This is a genomic window from Polaromonas sp. (genome assembly GCF_035638815.1).
Classification (GTDB): domain Bacteria; phylum Pseudomonadota; class Gammaproteobacteria; order Burkholderiales; family Burkholderiaceae_C; genus Polaromonas.
In genome coordinates this window covers 77,840-96,347 of record NZ_DASQZG010000017.1, presented here as the reverse complement: position 1 = coordinate 96,347, position 18,508 = coordinate 77,840, and the positions used below count along the sequence as shown (strand labels likewise).

At 60.4% G+C, this 18,508-nt stretch carries 16 protein-coding genes; 6 read left to right on the top strand and 10 right to left on the bottom strand.

The genetic code is table 11. From position 1 onward, the window contains the following. Positions 1-150: 150 nt before the first annotated feature. The 9 genes from VE934_RS12345 to VE934_RS12305 all read right to left on the bottom strand — a co-directional run bounded on the left by VE934_RS12345 (position 151) and on the right by VE934_RS12305 (position 10,099). Positions 151-408 (bottom strand): (2Fe-2S)-binding protein, encoded by a 258-nt coding sequence (locus tag VE934_RS12345; protein ID WP_324887887.1) that lies wholly within the window; start codon positions 406-408, stop codon positions 151-153. A 103-nt stretch (positions 409-511) separates the two neighbouring features. After that, positions 512-1,630 (bottom strand): alpha-hydroxy acid oxidase, encoded by a 1,119-nt coding sequence (locus VE934_RS12340; protein ID WP_414693844.1) that lies wholly within the window; start codon positions 1,628-1,630, stop codon positions 512-514. Then, positions 1,627-2,319: a Fe2+-dependent dioxygenase gene (locus VE934_RS12335; RefSeq protein ID WP_324887882.1), complete on the bottom strand. Its 693-nt coding sequence runs from the start codon at positions 2,317-2,319 to the stop codon at positions 1,627-1,629. The genes VE934_RS12340 and VE934_RS12335 overlap by 4 nt, the downstream gene beginning before the upstream one ends. 41 nt (positions 2,320-2,360) lie before the next feature. Beyond that, positions 2,361-4,682: a TonB-dependent receptor gene (locus VE934_RS12330; RefSeq protein WP_414693843.1), complete on the bottom strand. Its 2,322-nt coding sequence runs from the start codon at positions 4,680-4,682 to the stop codon at positions 2,361-2,363. Between the two features lie 228 nt (positions 4,683-4,910). Beyond that, positions 4,911-5,387 (bottom strand): bacterioferritin, encoded by a 477-nt coding sequence (gene bfr, locus VE934_RS12325; protein WP_304831526.1) that lies wholly within the window; start codon positions 5,385-5,387, stop codon positions 4,911-4,913. A gap of 158 nt (positions 5,388-5,545) precedes the next feature. Further along, entirely contained in the window at positions 5,546-7,117 is a 1,572-nt protein-coding gene (gene ahpF, locus VE934_RS12320) for an alkyl hydroperoxide reductase subunit F (protein ID WP_324887878.1), read from the bottom strand. Positions 7,118-7,227: 110 nt separating this feature from the next. Next, positions 7,228-7,791: an alkyl hydroperoxide reductase subunit C gene (ahpC, locus tag VE934_RS12315; RefSeq protein ID WP_324887876.1), complete on the bottom strand. Its 564-nt coding sequence runs from the start codon at positions 7,789-7,791 to the stop codon at positions 7,228-7,230. A gap of 257 nt (positions 7,792-8,048) precedes the next feature. Further along, positions 8,049-9,368, bottom strand: coding sequence for an ATP-binding protein (locus tag VE934_RS12310; RefSeq protein WP_324887874.1), 1,320 nt, complete (start codon positions 9,366-9,368; stop codon positions 8,049-8,051). Beyond that, positions 9,365-10,099 (bottom strand): response regulator, encoded by a 735-nt coding sequence (locus VE934_RS12305; RefSeq protein ID WP_324887872.1) that lies wholly within the window; start codon positions 10,097-10,099, stop codon positions 9,365-9,367. Before VE934_RS12305 ends, VE934_RS12310 begins: the two co-directional genes overlap by 4 nt. A gap of 174 nt (positions 10,100-10,273) precedes the next feature. On the opposite strand from VE934_RS12305, the gene VE934_RS12300 reads away from it, so the two are divergent. After that, positions 10,274-11,584 carry a serine hydrolase gene (locus tag VE934_RS12300; RefSeq protein WP_324887870.1) on the top strand — a complete coding sequence of 437 codons (1,311 nt, stop codon included), beginning with the start codon at positions 10,274-10,276 and terminating at the stop codon, positions 11,582-11,584. Between the two features lie 110 nt (positions 11,585-11,694). Here VE934_RS12300 and ppsR read toward each other — a convergent pair whose 3' ends face one another. Continuing rightward, the gene (gene ppsR, locus VE934_RS12295; protein WP_324887868.1) at positions 11,695-12,516 is read right to left on the bottom strand and encodes a posphoenolpyruvate synthetase regulatory kinase/phosphorylase PpsR; all 822 of its coding nucleotides are present in this window, start codon (positions 12,514-12,516) and stop codon (positions 11,695-11,697) included. 188 nt (positions 12,517-12,704) lie between these two features. Between ppsR and ppsA the strand changes: the two genes are divergently transcribed. From ppsA to VE934_RS12270, 5 genes are all read left to right on the top strand, one after another. After that, positions 12,705-15,104, top strand: coding sequence for a phosphoenolpyruvate synthase (gene ppsA, locus VE934_RS12290; RefSeq protein ID WP_324887866.1), 2,400 nt, complete (start codon positions 12,705-12,707; stop codon positions 15,102-15,104). Positions 15,105-15,202: 98 nt separating this feature from the next. Further along, positions 15,203-15,499, top strand: coding sequence for a hypothetical protein (locus VE934_RS12285; protein WP_324887864.1), 297 nt, complete (start codon positions 15,203-15,205; stop codon positions 15,497-15,499). 10 nt (positions 15,500-15,509) lie between these two features. Continuing rightward, positions 15,510-16,100 carry a tetratricopeptide repeat protein gene (locus VE934_RS12280; protein WP_324887862.1) on the top strand — a complete coding sequence of 197 codons (591 nt, stop codon included), beginning with the start codon at positions 15,510-15,512 and terminating at the stop codon, positions 16,098-16,100. Further along, positions 16,087-16,347 (top strand): DUF4212 domain-containing protein, encoded by a 261-nt coding sequence (locus VE934_RS12275; protein WP_324887860.1) that lies wholly within the window; start codon positions 16,087-16,089, stop codon positions 16,345-16,347. Before VE934_RS12280 ends, VE934_RS12275 begins: the two co-directional genes overlap by 14 nt. Further along, the gene (locus VE934_RS12270; RefSeq protein ID WP_324887858.1) at positions 16,322-18,460 is read left to right on the top strand and encodes a sodium:solute symporter family protein; all 2,139 of its coding nucleotides are present in this window, start codon (positions 16,322-16,324) and stop codon (positions 18,458-18,460) included. The genes VE934_RS12275 and VE934_RS12270 overlap by 26 nt, the downstream gene beginning before the upstream one ends. Positions 18,461-18,508 lie beyond the last annotated feature (48 nt).

Here is an 18,508-nt window from a genome sequence, read left to right as displayed (position 1 = left end):
GTTGCCGATTGCTGAAAGACCGGCTTTGGGTGGGTGAGGATGTGGTGGCGTTCATGGCAGAAGGGGGACGACAAGCATAGCGCCAGGCGCATGAAAGAGTAAGGCAGGCCTACGGACGCAGGACCCACCATGTGCCTGCAACGACGAGGATCAGACCGAGCGGGAGTTCTGTGAAGAGGGCTGAGACGGGGTCCATGGGCGGCCTTCCAAAGTGGTGGTGGCTCGCTGGATGTTGGCCGTCGGGTTGCTCGCGCTGCACTGGGCTACGACGTCGCGCGCGCACCCCTCGCATTGACCGCATTGACTTGCTACGCCAAGCTCAAACTGGATTTCTTCGAAACCCAGCCCGGCCCGGGCGTGGCGAGCAATCTCGCGGTCAGAAATTCGGCGGCAGACACAGACGATCATGGCATTGGCTTACTGGTTGATGAAATGTTGCTGGATTTAAGTATAAATGCGAATCGATCGCATTTGCAATAAGTATTTGATATTTCCGGTAAAGATGACAACTTCAGCTGAACAACAGGTCAGGGCGGGCCTGGTCAAGCGTGGCGCACCCGGTGAGGGCCATGGCTATTTCAAGCTCGTCACGGAGCAGGCGCAATACGTGCGCAACACCGAGTGCGCCAGCGTTCGCCAGACCGTAAAGACAAGGCCGCCCGATGAGCACGGCACTGGCTCCCAGCGCCACTGCCTTGAGCACGTCGGTACCGCGGCGGATGCCGCCGTCCACCAGCAGGGGCAGGTCTCCCGCGACGGCCTGCGCCATTCGGGGTAATACCGCGGCAGTGGCTGGCGTGGTGTCCAGCGTACGGCCGCCGTGGTTGGAGACGATCAACGCTGCCAGTTGCAACGCAGCGGCTTGCCGGGCGTCCTGGGGATGCATCACGCCCTTGAGAATGACGGGCAGTCGGGTGATGGACTGCAGCCATTGAACGTCATCCCATGTTGCGCTGTGGGCGGAAAGGCGTTCAAAAAAATGCGCGTCTGGACTTGTGGCACGTGGTGCAAGCCCAGACAGGTTGACGGCCGATACGCCGGGTGGCAACTTGAAGCCCGCGCGGCGCTCCCGATCCCGTACGCCATTGACGGGTGCGTCGACAGTGAGCACAAGCGCTTCATAGCCGGCCTGTTCTGCTCGGCCCACTAGCTCGCGCGTGAAGCCGCGGTCATGCTGCAGGTAAAGCTGAAGCCACAGCGGTCCCCGTTCGGCGTAGGCACCAAAGGCCTGTGCCACGGTTTCAATGGGCACACTGGCCTGTGTGCTGAGCACCAGTCCCGCGCCTTGCGACGCCGCAGCATGTGCGGTGGCTACTTCTCCGTCCGGGTGGGCCATGCGCTGATGGGCCATCGGTGCCACCAGCAGGGGGTGGTGAAGGGTACGGCCCAGCAACTCAATGCGCGTGTGCCCGCCGGCCAGTGGTTGCAAGACGCGTGGCAGTAGCTGCAACGTGTCCCATGCGTCGCGGTTTGCGCGCATGGTGATTTCGTCGCCTGCACCGCCGCTGAAATAAGCCCAGGCCCCGTCGTCAAGCCGGGTGCGCGCCAAAGCTTCGTGGTCGGCCAGATTCACAAGGCCAGAGGGAAGCGTTTCCAGAGCGGGGACGGGAGCCGGGCTGGCGGCCTTCACGTCTCGGCCCACATGCGCAACAGGTTGTGATAGCTGCCGGTGAGCGCCGTGGTGGCTGCGCTTTCGCCGTACGCCTGACGAAGCTGCATCAAGGCCATGTCCATGTCGAATAACAAACGCCGCTGCTCTTCACTGCGCACCAGACTTTCGATCCAGAAAAAACAGGCGAGGCGTTCACCGCGAGTAACCGGCTGCACCTGGTGCACGCTGTTGCCGGGATAAAGAACGGCGTGGCCGGCGGGTAATTTGACTCGCCTTTCTCCACCGGTTTCTCCACCGGGTTCGCCAATGGTGAGCTCCCCGCCGACGTACTCACCCGGCTCCGAAAGAAAGACGGTACAGGAGATGTCGGAGCGGACACGTTGCCCGTCGGCCAGGGTGCGAATGGCGCTATCAACATGGTTGCCATAGTGGTTGGCCGCGCCCGCATAACGATTGATGCGCGGTGGAAAAATTTTCCTGGGCAGGGCAGCGGTCAGAAACAGCGCGCTTCTCTCCAGCCCGCGAAACACCATGGCGCTGATGGCCTGCGATGCTTCGCAGTCATAAGGCAGCTGGTTATTGTTTTTGACCTGGGCAGCCTGGGAGCCGGCGCTGCCCTTGCCGTCAGCCCACGGCGCGCCGACCAACAGCCCGCGAGCGATTTGCAGGTCACTCGCGTGGAGGATGTCGGGGAGGGTGAGTTGCATGGTGGCTTGTGGCAAGCAGGAGAGCCCGAAGACTCCCCCGTTCAGAACTTGACGCTGGCGGTAACCTGGAACAAGCGGCCTGCGCCCGGGATGTAGTGTCCCGAGTACAGAGAGTCTGCATAAAGCTTGTTGGTCACGTTGGTCAGATTGGCCTTTACCGTCAGCAGTTCGTTAACGATGTATTCGGCCATCAGGTCACCGGTCACGTAGCCAGGAACCATCCACCCGGGGTTGCGGATGGGCGTCTGTTTGCCGCGAAAGTTCAAACCGCCGCCCACACGCAATTTGGAGGTGAGTTTGTAGGTGGTCCACACGGTTCCGCTGTGCAGCGGGGTCAAGGATGGGCGTGAGCCCTGGCCCTCGGCACCGGCAGCGCCGATGTCGATGCGGGCGCTCGGCATCCACATGTACGAGCCGTAGACTTCCCACGCGGGCGTGAGGCGCCCGGTGATGTCAATCTCCGCACCAGCTACATTGCGCTTGCCCGACAGAACGGCAATATTGAGCAGTGGGTCCGTGTTGCGCTCATGCATTTTCGTTGAGTGAAATACCGCCAGACGTGTGGTGAAACGCTTGTCAGCTGTGTCAAGCTTGGCACCGATTTCAATGTTGCGGCTCGACTCTGGCGGGGTGTCGACCGTGGCGGCGCTGTAGGAATAGGTGTCGCCGGACGTGTTGAACGATGTGCCATAGGAGGCGTGGTAGGAGTGCAAGGGGTTGGGCTGGTACAGCAGTCCCGCGCGTTTGCTCCAGGCTGAAATTTTCTGGCTGTAGCGGGTTGTTGTCACCGGGCCTGCCGCCGCGGCGGGAATGGCATAGGTGTTGTAGTCACCTGTCATGCGGTCATAACGCAGGCCCAGCAGGACCTTCCAGTGCGGCGCGACCTGGATCAGATCCTGCGCGTAAACGCCAGCGCCACTGGACACAAAATCGCTGGACGGACGCAGCACACGCCTGGATTCGTCGATCGAAGCGCCGTCATCAGGCGTGCCCGCCAGTGTGTTGGGTTTGGTCAGATTCACGCCGCCCTGGGCGGCAGTACGTGCAGCGTAGACAGTCTTTTTCTCGTTGGCAAAGTCAACGCCGGTCAACAGTTCATGCTTGAACCCAAGCGCCGCAAACTTGTTGCTGAAATCGCTTTGCAGATGCACGGTTTGCATGTCCTGCACTTTGAGCTGCGTGCCGCGCGTGAGCACGGTGTTGGGGCCGAAATTGTCCAGGTTGACGGCTCTGCCCCCGCGCTGCTGGGCCGCCGGGGCAATCCGAACCGTGCCGGCGCGCTGGTCGCGGTCAAATTTGCCAAGACGCAACTGTGTTTTGAGTTCGCTTTCGCTGCTGAAGCGGTGGATGTGACCAAAGGTGGCCATGGTGGCGCTACCAGCGTTGTAGTCGCTGGCCATCCCGTAGTAGGCCTTGGGGTCCAGCGGCAGCATGGTGGTAGCGCTGGCTGGTGAACTGGCGTTGGGCCGGATCCAGGGCATGCCGTAATTCATGCCGTTGTTGTTGTCCAGGTGGTAGAGGCTGGCCAGAAATTCGTCTGCAGTGCCGATGCCCATGCGGTAGGCAACGGCGAGGCCTTTTTTGTCCAGGCTGCTGCCCGCGCCGTTGTTGTCGGCAGTGGTGGACATGGCGTTCAGACGCAGGGCTGCGTTTTCGCCTGTCTTGATGTTGAAGTCGCCCGTCACCCGTTTGTAGCTGTGATTGCCAAATGTGGTGGACACCTCGTGCTCAGTGATCAGGCGCGGTACCTTGCTGACTTGATTCACAGCGCCACCGGTGGAGCCCCGCCCAAACAGCATGGACGCTGAGCCGCGAAGGATCTCCAGCCGGTCCAGATTGAAGGTGTCGCGCTCATAGAAGGCGGGGTCGCGAATTCCGTCGATGAAAAGATCGCCAGTGCTTTGCAGCGGAAAACCGCGCAGGCGAATGTCTTCCTCTCCGCCTTCCGCCGCCAGAAAACTGATGCCCGCGGTGTTTTTCAGCGCCTCCTTGACTGTGTCCAGATTGCGGTCGTCGATGAGTTTTTCAGTGACCACCGTGACGGACTGCGGTATGTCGCGCAGTTCCTGGTTGCCCTTGCCGATGGTGGAGCGGTTGACCCGTAACGCGTCCTTTCCCTCCGCCTCTGACTTCTCCCGGACCGTCACAGGGGCCAATGTCCTTGTTTCGGTCTGAACCTCATTGCCGGAAGGGGTGGTTGTTTGCCCCCAACTGGAAAAGGAGGCTGCCAGCATCAATGCACCCAGGGGCAGCACTGCCCTGGCAGGAGTCATTACTGGAGCCGGGACAGAGACTGTAATCGCGATAGGGCGTGGAAGAGGGCGACGCACCTGACGTGCGTTGCGGGTGGAAATTTTTGCCATGATGGCCTCCAAGCATGGCCCGGCCGCATGAGGCGGCTGAGCAGTTTTTCAGAAATGGCTTGGCGGTCCTCGAAGCTTGGATGCTCAGGATTGGCTGGCTGGTAAAGGTCGTCGCAGAGTGTATATCAAATGAGAACGATTCGTAATTGTATTTGCTAGAAGGTTGAAATTCTGTTGCACCAATGAAAACGGGGCCTGCAGGCCCCGTTTATTTGCTGCTAACGTCGTTCAGCTGAGTTCGCCCATCTGACTCTGGAGGTAGTTCTGAATGCCTACCTTGGCGACAAGCTCGATTTGCGTTTCCAGAAAGTCGATGTGCTCTTCGGTGTCGTCCAGGATGCCCTGCAGCAGGTCGCGCGAAACATAGTCACGAACACTTTCGCAATGGGCAATGCCGTCCTTGATGGTGGCCTGGGCGCCAGTTTCGGCTTTCAGATCGCAGGCCAGGGCTTCCGGCACGTCTTCGCCAATCATCAGCTTGCCGAGGTCCTGCAGATTCGGCAGGCCGTCGAGCATGAAGATACGGTCCATCAGTTTGTCGGCGTGTTTCATCTCGCCGATGGACTCTTCGTATTCCTTCTTGGCCAGCTTGTCCAGGCCCCAGTGTTTGTACATGCGGTAGTGCACGAAGTACTGGTTGATGGCCGTGAGCTCGTTTTTGAGCTGGGCCTGCAGGTGGGTGATGACTTGTGCGTCGCCTTTCATGGCATTCCTCTTTTTGTTTTGAATTTGCTGATTGTCCGCAGGTCCCGGGCATTGGGCAAGAACAAATGCATAACCCTTTGTATGCGGTATGACCGCGAATGGGAGTGATAGCCGTTCTTCTTTGCAGCGGTAAGCGGCGGATGCCGCTTACCGCGCTGTCAGGCTGCGGGTGCCGACGTGCGCATCAGGTGGTCAAACGCGCCCAGCGCCGCCTTCGCACCATCACCGGCCGCAATGATGATCTGCTTGAAGGGCACGGTCGTTGCATCCCCCGCCGCAAACACGCCAGGCACCGATGTCTGGCCTTTGGCGTCCACAATAATCTCGCCGTGTTTGGAAAGCGCCACGACACCCTTGAGCCAGTCGGTATTGGGCACAAGGCCAATCTGGATGAACACACCCTCAAGCGGCACGGTTTTCAGCTCGCCACTGGCGCGGTCTTTGTAGACCAGACCGTTGACCTTCTGGTCGCCGGTGATCTCGGTGGTCTGTGCATTGGTGAACACATCGACGTTTTTCAGGCTCATGAGTTTGCGCTGCAGCACGGCATCGGCGCGCAGCGCGGTGTCGAACTCGATCAGCGTCACATGACCCACGATGCCGGCCAGATCAATAGCCGCCTCAACGCCCGAATTGCCGCCGCCAATGACAGCGACGCGCTTGCCCTTGAACAGCGGGCCGTCGCAATGCGGGCAGTAGGCCACGCCCTTGTTTTTGAACTCATGTTCGCCGGGTACGTTGATGTTGCGCCAGCGTGCTCCTGTCGAAATGATGACCGATCTGCTCTTGAGCGAGGCGCCGCTTTCAAGCTGGATCTCGATCATGTCCTTGCCCGGGCCGGCTTGTGTCACCAGTGCCTTGGCGCGCTGCAGGTTCATGATGTCCACGTCGTAGTTACGCACGTGTTCTTCCAGGGCGTGCGCGAATTTCGGGCCTTCGGTCTCCTTGATGGAGATGAAGTTTTCAATTCCCAGGGTGTCCAGCACCTGACCGCCGAAACGCTCGGACGCGACGCCGGTGCGTATGCCCTTGCGCGCGGCGTACACGGCTGCGGCCGCGCCTGCGGGACCCCCACCGACAATCAGCACGTCGAAGGGATCTTTCTCGCTGATCTTTTTGGCTTCGCGTTCAACGCCACTGGTGTCGATCTTGGCCAGGATTTCTTCCAGGGTCATGCGACCGTTTCCGAACATGGTGCCGTTGAGAAAGACCGTGGGCACGCCCATGATCTCGCGCTCCTTGACCTCATCCTGGAAGGTTCCGCCTTCAATCATGGTGGTTTTGATGCGCGGGTTCTGTACGGCCATGACGTTCAGGGCCTGCACAACGTCAGGGCAGTTGTGGCAAGTCAGCGAGACATAAACCTCGAACTCAAGGTCGCGGTCCAGCGCGCGGATTTGCTCGAGGATCTCCTCCTCGACCTTGGGTGGGTAACCGCCGATCTGCAACAACGCCAGAATCAGCGAGGTGAATTCATGGCCCATGGGCAAACCGGCAAAACGCGGGCCGTGGTTTTCACCCGGGCGATTGATGGAGAACGAGGGCTTGCGGTGCGGGTCGTCGCGGCTTTCGGTCAGCGTGACCAACGGCGACGACTCTGCGACGTCCTTCAGCAGCGACAGCACTTCACCAGACGCCTCGCTATCGCCCAGAGAAGCGACGATTTCAATGGGCGTGGTGGCGCGTTCGAGATAGCTTTTCAGTTGGACTTTGGTGGCGTCGTCAAGCATGGCGGACTCACTTTCAATTTCAAATGGGAACAAAAAAGCCCGGGACGGCACACGTATGTGCCGGGGCCCGGGCCTTCGTCAGCAAGGCAGCGGGGCGGTTGGACCGGTTCTTAGATCTTGCCGACCAGGTCGATGGACGGGGCGATGGTCTTGGCGCCTTCGTTCCATTTGGCTGGGCAAACCTGGCCGGGGTGGGCTGCGGTGTACTGGGCGGCTTTGAGCTTGCGCAGGGTTTCCTTGACGTCGCGTGCGATTTCGTTGGAATGCACTTCAGCGGTCTTGATCATGCCCTCGGGGTCGATCACGAAAGTACCGCGCAGGGCCAGGCCTTCTTCAGGAATAAACACGTCAAACGCTTTGGTCAAAGCGTGGGTGGGGTCGCCCACCAGCGGGAACTTGGCCTTGCCGACGGCCGGGGAGGTTTCGTGCCAAACCTTGTGCGAGAAATGTGTGTCGGTCGTCACGATGTAGACCTCGGCGCCGGCTTTCTGGAATTCAGCGTAGTTTTCGGCGGCATCTTCAACTTCGGTGGGGCAGTTGAATGTGAATGCGGCCGGCATGAAGATCAGGACCGACCATTTGCCCTTCATCGATTCGTTCGAGACGTCGATGAATTTGCCATTGAGAAAGGCCTGGGTTTTGAAAGGCTGGACTTGGGTATTGATCAGGGACATCTGAATAGCTTCCTATAAGGGGTTGATGCTGAACGGGTCAGCGAATTGATAGTATATCACTCGCTATTTATGTATATCGATAGTTTATGTCTATGTGATGTATCGCGCTCGGCTATGCAGCAGCTTTTACAGGTATTAAGCCCGCAAGATCGCCCGCTTGGCTTTGTTCATGAAGAAAAACGAGCCCACGCCCTTTATTCACGGTCGAAGATTGCTATGAAAAACGTAGCATTGCAGGCGCCGTATCAGTGGCAGGATCACTGCGTGCCTGGCCGCCCCGGCAGCAGCAGCCGCGCCCGCAAGCCGCCGCCGTTGCGGTTGCTGAGCGTGAGTTCGCCGCCCAGCACCTGAGCCAACTGCTGCGCGATGGCCAGACCCAATCCGGTGCCACCCGTGTCCCGATTGCGTGAACTTTCAAGGCGGTAAAAGGGCTGCGATACCGCTTGCAACTGATCTTGCGGAATTCCGGGGCCACGGTCCAGTACTTCCACGCTGATCCCGTCCTCACCGTGCTTGCTCACCTCAATGTCAGCAGTGCCAGCAAATTTGAGCGCGTTGTCCACCAGATTGGCCACCAGCCGGCGCAAAGCCTGAGGCCGGGTCTGAAGTGTTTGGCCCGCGCTGCCCTGCAGGCCCACCCGCTGGCCAGCGTCAGCGTAGTCGCAGGCCAGGCTGTCCAGCAAGGCATGCAGGTCAACGCGGGCCAAGGGTTCGGTCACGCTGTGGGCGCTGCGTGCGTAGGCCAGGCCTTCACCCACCAGCGCCTGCATGGCGGCCAGGTCGCTCTGCAGCTTCTCGCGCAAAATGGCGTCGTCCAGCAGCTCGGCGCGAAGCCGCATGCGGGTGATGGGTGTTTGCAAGTCATGCGACACCGCGGCCAGAATGCGCATGCGCTCAGCCAGATGCGTATCAATACGGCGCTGCATGGCATTGAAGGCTGCAGCCGCCTGCGCAACCTCGCGCGAGCCGGTCTCGGGCAGGGGCTGTGTGGCAAGTCCGGGCGCCAGCGCATTGGCGGCATCAACCAGCCGCGCCAGTGGCCGCGTGGCCAGGCGCACGGCAAACCAGGTCAACAGGACGAGCAACACAAGCTGCGCTGCCAGCACGGCCAGCACCCAGGCTGACACCTCCATGCGCGGCTCGGTCATGTCAATTGACAGCGGCGTGCCATCAGCCAGCGTGAGGTGCAGACGCAGCGAGCTGCCATTCGTTTCGCTGACCGCGACCTCGCGTTTGAGCGCAGCCGATACGGCGGCGCGGACCTGCTGCGCCATGGGCAGGGCGCTCGGCGTACCTGCGGTTGCACCTCCGATCTCAAACCGGTAGTTGCGGCGATCGAGCCGTGGCAGCCAGGCTGCCCGTTCGGCGGGCGGCACGCGTTCAAGAATGGCGACAGAGCTGGCGACATCCCGCGCGAGGTAAGACGCCATCATCGCGCGCGTGGCCATGCCACGCTCCGCAAAGACCAGCCAGAACGACAGGATGTGCGCGGCTGCCAGCCCACAGAAAAAAATCAGCACCAGTCGGCCAAACAGGCTGCCTGGCCACAGGCGCTGTAGCCCCTTGCGCGCGCTCACTGGCCGTCACCGGCGTTAATGGCGGCGCAAAACACATAACCTTCGTTGCGCACCGTCTTGATGTAGCGCGGCTCACGCACACCGTCGCCCAGGCGCTGGCGCAAGCGGCTCACCAGCAGGTCGATGGATCGGTCAAACAGCTCGGATGCACGGCCTTGGGTCAGGTCCAGCAACTGGTCGCGGTTGAGTACGCGTTGCGGGTGGTCCAGAAAAACGCGCAGCAAGCGGTACTCAGCGCCGCTGAGGGAGACGACTGTGCCGCTGGCATCGGCGAGGTGGCGGGCCGTGGTGTCCAGACGCCAGTCGCCAAAACACAGCTCGCGCGCCGGCTCTGTCACGCGCAGATTGGGCGGCAACATGCGGGTGCGTCTCAGCACCGCGCGGATGCGTGCCAGCAGCTCACGCGCGGCAAACGGTTTGGCAAGGTAGTCGTCGGCGCCCATTTCAAGGCCAAGGATGCGGTCGGCTTCATCACCCCGCGCCGTCAGCATCAGGATGGGTATGGCCTGAGCCGAGGCCCGCAAGTCCCGGCACAGCGCCAGCCCGTCGGTACCCGGCAGCATCAGGTCCAGCACGATCAGATCAATGCGCTGGCTGGCAAGCACCGCATGCATCTGCCGGCCATCGGCGGCGGCGCTGGCGCGCAGGCCGTTTTTCTGCAGGTACTGCATGAGCAGCTCGCGAATGGCCGCGTCGTCGTCAACGATGAGGATGTGGTCGGCGGCTTCCATGGGGTGGTTATAGCCCATCGATCAACCGGGCCCTTGCCGCCCGTGTATCCCAGTGTGTCTGGCAGGCGCCCTGACAACTGCGCTTGCAAAAATGCCGCCCGCCGACACACGGCAGATAAACCTGCACGCTGCAATACCTCCTGTCTTCAACGCTTTCACTTCACAGGAGTTTTTATGTCGGTTTTTACCCGTTCACTTTCGCAGGCTGCCATCGCGGCAGCCCTGTTCTGTATGGCCTCCGCCGGCCTGGCCCAGGCGCCGCAACTGCCTGCGCCCGAATCCACCGACCCGGTCACGCTTGAACTGATGAAGGGTTTTCCGCCACCGCCAGACAAGGTTGTGCGGCTGGGAACAATCCTGAAGTACCCCAACGCGCGCTGGGCTTTTCATCACCTGCGCGAGCTGGGGCCTACCGCGAACATATCGCGCGGTGCGCGTCCCGCGTCGGCCCTGCCTGCGGCCTCGCGGGAGCTGGATGGCGTCTGGCTGGAAGATGACAAAGGCACCCGCCTGAATATTGCCGACTGGGAGCGGAGCACTTACACCGACGGTCTGCTGGTTATGCATAAAGGGAAGGTGGTGTACGAAAAAACCTTTGCCGGCATGAATGCGCTGCAACCGCACGTGGCGTGGTCCATGAGCAAGTCTTTCACCGGCTTGCTCGCCACACTGCTGATCAAGGAGGGCACCGTCGATGCCAACGCCCTGATTTCAAGCTACCTGCCCGAGCTGAAAGACAGCGCCTGGGCCGATGCCACCGTGCAGCAAGCACTGGACATGACCACGGGTGTGCAATATCGCGAAAACTTTGCTGATCCTTCCTCCGGCATCTTCCAGTACCTGATTGCAGCGGGCCTGCTGCCTGCGCCTGCCAACTACGCAGGCGCGCGCACGGTGACGGACTTTCTGAAGACCGTGAAGAAGGAGGGCGAGCACGGCGGCGGCTTTCAGTACAAGACGGTGGATACCGAGGTCTTGGGCTGGCTGCTGCAGCGCGTCACCGGCAAGAGCTACGCCACGCTGATGTCAGAGCGCATCTGGTCACGCATCGGTGCGCAGGAAGATGCGTATGTCTGGGCAGACCCGATTGGCACGCAGCTGACAAGCATTGGCTTCAACGCTTCACTGCGCGACCTGGCCCGATTTGGAGAAATGATGCGCCTTGGGGGCCGCTTCAATGGCCAGCAGGTGGTGCCGGCGTCCGTGATTGCCGAAATCCGCAAGGGCGCGGATCCCGAGAAGTTCAAATCCGCCGGCATGCCTATGCGCGCTGGCTACTCGTATCACAACCAGTGGTGGATCCCGCATGACGCGGACGGCAGTTATGAAGCCAAGGGGTTGAACGGGCAGCACATCCATATCAATCCGGCGGCAGGGTTGGTGATTGTGAAACTGTCGTCGCACCCGATAGGCAACACGGCGTTTACCCACGCGCTGGACAGGCGCGCCTTTGCGGCGATTGCGGCTTCACTGCGCGGGCGTTAAGGGTGGGAGGGGCCTGACAGGCCCCTCAGCGGCAAACGGGGCGGCTTTATGAATCAAATTGGCCACTTGCCCTTTAAACACGGGCGCAGTTAGCTATCAAATACATAGCGTCAGTATTCAAGCCGCTCGGGCCGGATTTCCTGCAGGATGGTGGTTGCAATCTCTTCAATTGACTTGGTGGTGGTGGATAGCCAGCGAATGCCTTCGCGCCGCATCATGGCTTCGGCCTCATGGATTTCATCGCGGCAGTTGGCAAGGCTCGCATACTTTGAGTTGGGCCGGCGCTCATTGCGGATCTGGGCCAGGCGCTCGGCAGCAATGGTCAGGCCGAAGATTTTTTGCCGGTGCGGCACCAAAGCAGGCGGTAACTGGCGGCGCTCGAAGTCTTCCGGGATCAGGGGGTAGTTGGACGCCTTCAGTCCGTATTGCATGGCGAGGTAGAGCGAGGTTGGGGTTTTGCCGCTGCGGCTGACGCCCACCAGAATGACGTCCGAGCCGGCCAGGTCCCGGTTGCTCTGGCCATCGTCGTGCGCCAGCGAGAAGTTGATGGCCTCGATTCGGTCGTCGTATTCCTTGCTTTTGGAGGCATCTGAAAAGCGGCCAACGCGGTGATTGGACTTGATGCCTAGCTCGGTCTCCAGCGGTGCGACAAAAGTGCCAAACATGTCGAGCAACATGCCGTGGCAATTGCCTTTGATGACATGCAGTATTTCCATGTTGACCAGGGTGGTGAAGACAATCGGCCGGTTGCCGTCCAGCAGAGCCGTGTGATTGATCTGCCGAATCACCTGGTGCGCCTTGTCCACGCTGTCGATAAAAGGCATGCGGACATGGCGCGGTTTCATCTCAAACTGCGCCATGATGGCGTTACCAAACGTTTCCGCCGTGATGCCGGTGCCGTCAGAGATGAAAAATACGGTTCGGTTGGACATGGATGGGCGCCAGAGTGGGGTCAGGGTGATGAAAGGCTGGAAGGGCACAGCTGGGGGTGAGCCCCCTACAATGGGCCAATTATCCCGATATTCCCAGCCATGCCCCGCCCCAACCCCTTCAAACAACAACAAGGTTGCCCGCCGCGCATGTGCTCCGTCCCGGTTTTTAAACCTCCCGGAGTATTTTTATGTCCAACCTTTTTGAGGCGACCGCACTGGTCGTACCATTTGAAAACCTGAGAATGACAGATGTCGAGGCAGTGGGCGGTAAAAACGCCAGCCTCGGCGAAATGATCTCGCAGCTGCCCACCGGCCCCCAAGGCGTGCAGGTGCCCACCGGCTTTGCAACCACGGCGCACGCTTTCCGCGTGTTTCTGGCGCACGATGGTCTCGACAAAAAAATCAACGCGCTGCTCGATGCGCTCAACACCGACGACGTGCGCGCGCTGGCTGAGACCGGCAGCAAAATCCGCGCACTGGTAGAAGCCCAGCCTTTCCCACCAGAATTCTCCAAAGCCGTACGCGAGAGTTTTGCCACGCTGAGCGCCGGCAACCCGCAGGCCAGCTTTGCCGTGCGTTCATCGGCCACGGCTGAAGATTTGCCAGACGCCTCTTTTGCCGGCCAGCAGGAAACCTTTTTGAATGTCGTTGGCATCGAGGACGTGCTGCACAAGATGAAAGAGGTGTTTGCCTCGCTCTACAACGACCGCGCCATCAGCTACCGCGTACACCAGGGCTTTGCCCATGCCGATGTGGCGCTGTCAGCCGGTGTGCAGCGGATGGTGCGCAGCGACATCGGTGCGGCTGGCGTCATGTTCACCATCGACACCGAAAGCGGTTTTGAAGACGTGGTCTTCATCACATCCAGCTACGGCCTGGGTGAGACGGTGGTGCAGGGCGCCGTGAACCCGGACGAGTTTTATGTGCACAAGCCCATGCTGAAAGCAGGCAATCGCTGCGTGATTCGACGCAACCTGGGCAGCAAGCTGCTGCAGATGGAATTTACGACCGCGGACGAGAAAAAAGCGGGCGGCAAGCTGGTCAAAACCACCGACGTGCCGACCGAACTTCGCAACCGTTATTCGCTGACCGATGCCGACGTTGAGCAACTGGCGCGTTATGCCGTGATCATTGAAGACCACTACGGCCGCCCCATGGATATTGAGTGGGGCAAGGACGGCACCGACGGGCAACTCTACATTCTGCAAGCCCGTCCCGAAACTGTGAAGAGTCAGGCCAAGGGCAAGGCCGAGCAGCGTTACAAACTCAAAGGTGTGGGCACTGTGCTGACCGAGGGCCGCGCGATTGGCCAGAAGATCGGAACAGGGCCGGTGCGCATCGTGCGCGACATCAAGGATATGGACCAGGTCCAGGCCGGCGACGTGCTGGTGACCGACATGACCGACCCCAACTGGGAGCCGGTGATGAAGCGCGCCAGCGCCATCGTGACCAACCGCGGCGGGCGCACCTGCCACGCGGCCATCATTGCGCGCGAACTGGGCATCCCGGCGGTGGTGGGCTGCGGTGACGCCACCGAGCGCCTGCAAGACGGCATGCTGGTGACCGTGAGCTGCGCGGAAGGCGACACCGGCAACATTTACGACGGTCTGCTGGAAACTGAAGTGACTGAAGTGCAGCGCGGCGCGATGCCGCCGATTGACATCAAGATCATGATGAACGTGGGCAATCCACAGCTGGCCTTTGACTTCTGCCAGTTCCCCAACCACGGCGTGGGCCTGGCGCGGCTGGAGTTCATCATCAACAACAACATCGGCGTGCACCCCAAAGCCATTCTGGACTACCCCGGCGTGGACGCCGACCTGAAAAAAGCCGTGGAAAGTGTGGCTCGCGGTCACGCATCACCACGCGCCTTTTACGTTGACAAAGTGGCAGAGGGTATTGCGACCATTGCCGCAGCCTTCTGGCCCAAACCGGTCATCGTGCGCCTGTCGGACTTCAAATCCAACGAGTACCGCAAGCTGATCGGTGGCTCGCGTTACGAGCCGGATGAAGAAAATCCGATGCTGGGCTTTCGCGGTGCAGCGCGTTACCTCAGCCCGGATTTTGCAGAGGCATTTGCCATGGAATGCGAAGCGCTCAAGCGCGTGCGCAACGACATGGGCCTGAGCAATGTGGAGGTCATGGTTCCGTTTGTGCGCACACTGGGGCAAGCCAAAGCCGTGACTGAGCTGCTGGCCAAACATGGGCTGAAGCGGGGCGAAGCTGGACTCAGAATCATCATGATGTGCGAGGTGCCGAGCAACGCGGTGCTGGCCGACCAGTTTCTCGAATACTTCGACGGCTTCTCGATTGGCTCCAACGACCTGACCCAGCTCACGCTGGGGCTGGACCGAGACTCCGGGCTGGAGATTCTGGCCAAGGATTTTGATGAGCGTGACCCAGCCGTCAAGGCGCTGCTCAGCCAGGCCATCGCGGCCTGCAAGCGACAGGGCAAATATGTCGGCATCTGCGGCCAGGGGCCCAGCGACCATCCGGACTTTGCCCAGTGGCTCAAGGAGCAGGGCATCGGCTCCATCTCGCTGAATCCCGATACCGTGATCGACACCTGGAAGCGCCTGGCGAGCTAGATAACTCCCACGCACCACCCGCAACCGAGGGAAAACCCCCGGTGGCTGGTGGGCCTGCGGTAAGCAAGGGGCAAGCCCTTTGAAGACAATCGGGGGCAATGCTTGCCCTGGCCATCACTGTAAAACTGCTTGCTGAAATAGCGTTGCTCGTGCTGGCGGGCCAGGGCTTGCTGGGCTTGCTGGCTGGCGCGTCCCGCGATCGCAATCCGTTTTACCGCGTGTTGCAGGTGGCGGGCCGGCCATGGGTTCGCGTTGCCCGCTTTCTTTCACCGCGCGTGGTACTGGACCGGCATCTGCCTCTGGTGGCATTTCTGCTGTTGCTGTTTGTCTGGGCTGGGGCGACGCTGGCCAAGGTCAGCATCTGCGTCCAGCTTGGCGTGGCGATGTGCAAATGATGTGCCAATGATGGATAACCTCAACTACCTGTTTCTGAAAATGCAGGCGGTGTTGCTGCTGGTGTTTGGCGACAGGGCAGGCGCATTGTCCCGCTTCGAGCGTATGTTGCAGTTGCGACCGATGGACACTTATGCGCTCGCCAGCAGGGCGCATCTGCAGGCGCAGGGTCAGAATTTTGCCGCCGCCATCGTGACCCTGCAGCAACTCACTGCGGCGCAGCCGGAGGATGCTGCAGCCTGGTTTAACCTGGGCTTCGTGATGCAACAAGCGGGGAGGCAGCTTGAAGCCGCGCCAGCCTTCCGCCAGGCCCTGGCGCTTGAGCCGGCCATGGACAGGGCCTGGTACGGCCTGGCTCTGGCGCTGATGCACGCGCGCCAGTTTCATGACGCGCTGCACGCGCTGAAAAAAAACACGAGCCTGCAACCCATGAGTCCCTATGGCTGGTATCAGCTTGCGCGCGTCCATCAGGAACTGGGACAAACGGACGAGGCGCAAAAAGTGGTGGCACATCTGCGCCAGTTCGAGCCCAAGGTGGCCGCGCAACTGGAACGTGAATCCCAGCTTGCACCAACCACCGGGGTCAGCCATGCAGCTTGCTGATAAACACCGCCACTACTGGCGTAAAAACCTTGTTGTGACCCTTGTGCTTTTATTGATCTGGTTTCTGGTGACCTTTGGGGTGAGCTATTTCGCACGCGCCCTGAATTTCCGGTTTTTTGGCTGGCCCTTCAGCTTCTGGATGGGCGCGCAAGGCTCATTGCTGGTGTATGGTTGCATCATCGGTTTCTACGCCTGGTACATGAACCGCCTCGACGTTGCTTATGACGTCGCGGAAGAGGACAACTGAGGTGGCGGGATTTTTCGGATCGCGTGATGGCGTCGTAGTGACCGAACAGCAGTTCAAGTCCCAGCTCGACCGCGTGTACCGCTGGTACACGGTGGGCCTGATTCTGTTTGTGGCAGGGCTGGCGGTGCTGGAAAAAATGGGCTTGCCGCGGCTGTGGATTGGCTCCATTTTTTTGCTGGCGACCATCGGCTTGTATGCGGGCATCGGTGTCATGAGCCGTACCACGGATGCTGCCGAGTATTACGTGGCGGGTCGGCGGGTGCCGGCCATCTACAACGGCATGGCCACTGGCGCCGACTGGATGTCGGCCGCGTCATTTATCGGTCTGGCAGGGACGCTTTATCTCACGGGATACAGCGGCCTGGCTTTCATCATGGGGTGGACGGGCGGCTACTGCCTGGTGGCACTGGTGCTGGCGCCTTATCTGCGCAAGTTTGGCCAGTTCACCATTCCGGATTTTCTGGGCGAGCGCTACGGTGGAAACTGGCCCCGGCTCATCGGTCTTGCCGCCGCAATTTTGTGTTCATTCACTTATCTGGTAGCGCAGATTTACGGTGTGGGTCTTATCACTTCCTACCTCACGCGGGTTGCTTTCGAGCTTGGCATATTTCTGGGGCTGGGCGGTATTCTGGTGTGCTCGTTTTTGGGTGGCATGCGTGCAGTCACCTGGACCCAGGTGGCGCAATACATCATTCTGGTGGTGGCCTATCTGATCCCGGTGGTGTGGTTATCCGTCAAGCAAACGGGTGTGCCCGTGCCGCAAGTGGTCTACGGCTATCAGCTTGAAAAAGTGACCGCCAAAGAAAAAGAGCTGGTCACCGACCCCAAAGAAATTCAGGTTCGGGAAATATTCAAACAGCGCTCAGAAGTGCTCGCCAAAAAGCTGGAAGATCCGGGACCTTCGTTTGCGGCAGACAAGCTGGCTGCGAGCAGAAAAATGGACGAGCTGAAGGCTGCTCAAGCTTCGGTTCAGGAGGTGTCTACAGCGGCAAGGGCGTTGGCCACCATGCCCAAGGACGAAGCCGCCGCCATCAGGGCCTGGACTGCCGCCAAGGCTGTAGCGGACCTTAAAACCCAACCACTCAATGGCATGCCCGCCCACGCGGCCCAGTTTGCCGGCGACCCGGACGGCACGCCCAAAGAAAAAGAAATTTACGACACCTCACGGCGCAATTTTCTGGCCCTGATTTTTTGCCTGATGGTTGGCACCGCCGCCTTGCCCCATATCCTGATGCGTTACTACACCGTGCCCAGCGTGCGGGAGGCGCGGCAATCGGTAACCTGGTCTTTGCTGTGCATTCTTTTGCTGTATTTCACAGCTCCGGCGCTGGCCGTGCTGGTGAAATATGAAATATTCACGGTGCTGGTCGGCACGCCCATTGACCAGCTGCCCGCCTGGGTCAACAGCTGGACCAAGGTCGACCGGGCGCTGCTGTCGGTGGTGGATGTCAACCGCGACAACATCCTGCAGCTCAACGAGATGACCATAGGCGGGGACATCATTGTGCTGCTGACGCCCGAGCTGGCAGGTCTGCCGTATGTGATTTCGGGTCTTGTGGCCGCGGGTGGGCTGGCGGCGGCGCTTTCCACCGCCGATGGCCTGTTGCTGACCATTGCCAACGCGCTGGGGCATGACCTGTACTACAAGATGATTGACCCCAACGCCTCAACCGTGAGCCGGGTGACGGTCTCCAAAATCCTGTTGCTGGTGGTGGCCTTGCTTGCGGCCTATGTGGCGGCCCAAAAACCGGCGGACATTCTGTTTCTGGTGTCGGCTGCCTTTTCATTCGCGGCGGCCTCGTTCTTTCCCGCGCTCAGTCTGGGCATTTTCTGGAAACGCGCCAACGGCGTAGGGGCTGCACTGGGCATGTTGGCCGGCCTGGGGGTCACCACTTTCTACATGATTGCCAACCAGCCCTGGTTGCGCGCCATTTTTGGTGTCACCTCCCCAATCCAGCTGTGGTGGGGCATAGACCCCATTTCCGCCGGTCTTTTCGGCGTGCCGGTAGGTTTTGCCGTCATTGTGGTGGTGAGCCTGCTAACCCCACCCCCCAGCAAGGAATCCCAGGAACTGGTGGAACACGTCCGTTACCCGGACCTCAAACCCTTTTAGACGTCGCTACTCGGGTTCCAGCCGTCAATAAGCCCGGGACGATGGGGA

Coding starts and splice junctions, on each gene's coding strand:
- VE934_RS12345 (WP_324887887.1), bottom strand. CDS start 408: ATGATCGTCTGTGTCTGCCGCCGAATTTCTGACCGCGAGATTGCTCGC.
- VE934_RS12335 (WP_324887882.1), bottom strand. CDS start 2,319: ATGCAACTCACCCTCCCCGACATCCTCCACGCGAGTGACCTGCAAATC.
- VE934_RS12330 (WP_414693843.1), bottom strand. CDS start 4,682: ATGGCAAAAATTTCCACCCGCAACGCACGTCAGGTGCGTCGCCCTCTT.
- bfr (WP_304831526.1), bottom strand. CDS start 5,387: ATGAAAGGCGACGCACAAGTCATCACCCACCTGCAGGCCCAGCTCAAA.
- ahpF (WP_324887878.1), bottom strand. CDS start 7,117: ATGCTTGACGACGCCACCAAAGTCCAACTGAAAAGCTATCTCGAACGC.
- ahpC (WP_324887876.1), bottom strand. CDS start 7,791: ATGTCCCTGATCAATACCCAAGTCCAGCCTTTCAAAACCCAGGCCTTT.
- VE934_RS12305 (WP_324887872.1), bottom strand. CDS start 10,099: ATGGAAGCCGCCGACCACATCCTCATCGTTGACGACGACGCGGCCATT.
- VE934_RS12300 (WP_324887870.1), top strand. CDS start 10,274: ATGTCGGTTTTTACCCGTTCACTTTCGCAGGCTGCCATCGCGGCAGCC.
- ppsR (WP_324887868.1), bottom strand. CDS start 12,516: ATGTCCAACCGAACCGTATTTTTCATCTCTGACGGCACCGGCATCACG.
- ppsA (WP_324887866.1), top strand. CDS start 12,705: ATGTCCAACCTTTTTGAGGCGACCGCACTGGTCGTACCATTTGAAAAC.
- VE934_RS12285 (WP_324887864.1), top strand. CDS start 15,203: ATGCTTGCCCTGGCCATCACTGTAAAACTGCTTGCTGAAATAGCGTTG.
- VE934_RS12280 (WP_324887862.1), top strand. CDS start 15,510: ATGGATAACCTCAACTACCTGTTTCTGAAAATGCAGGCGGTGTTGCTG.
- VE934_RS12275 (WP_324887860.1), top strand. CDS start 16,087: ATGCAGCTTGCTGATAAACACCGCCACTACTGGCGTAAAAACCTTGTT.
- VE934_RS12270 (WP_324887858.1), top strand. CDS start 16,322: ATGACGTCGCGGAAGAGGACAACTGAGGTGGCGGGATTTTTCGGATCG.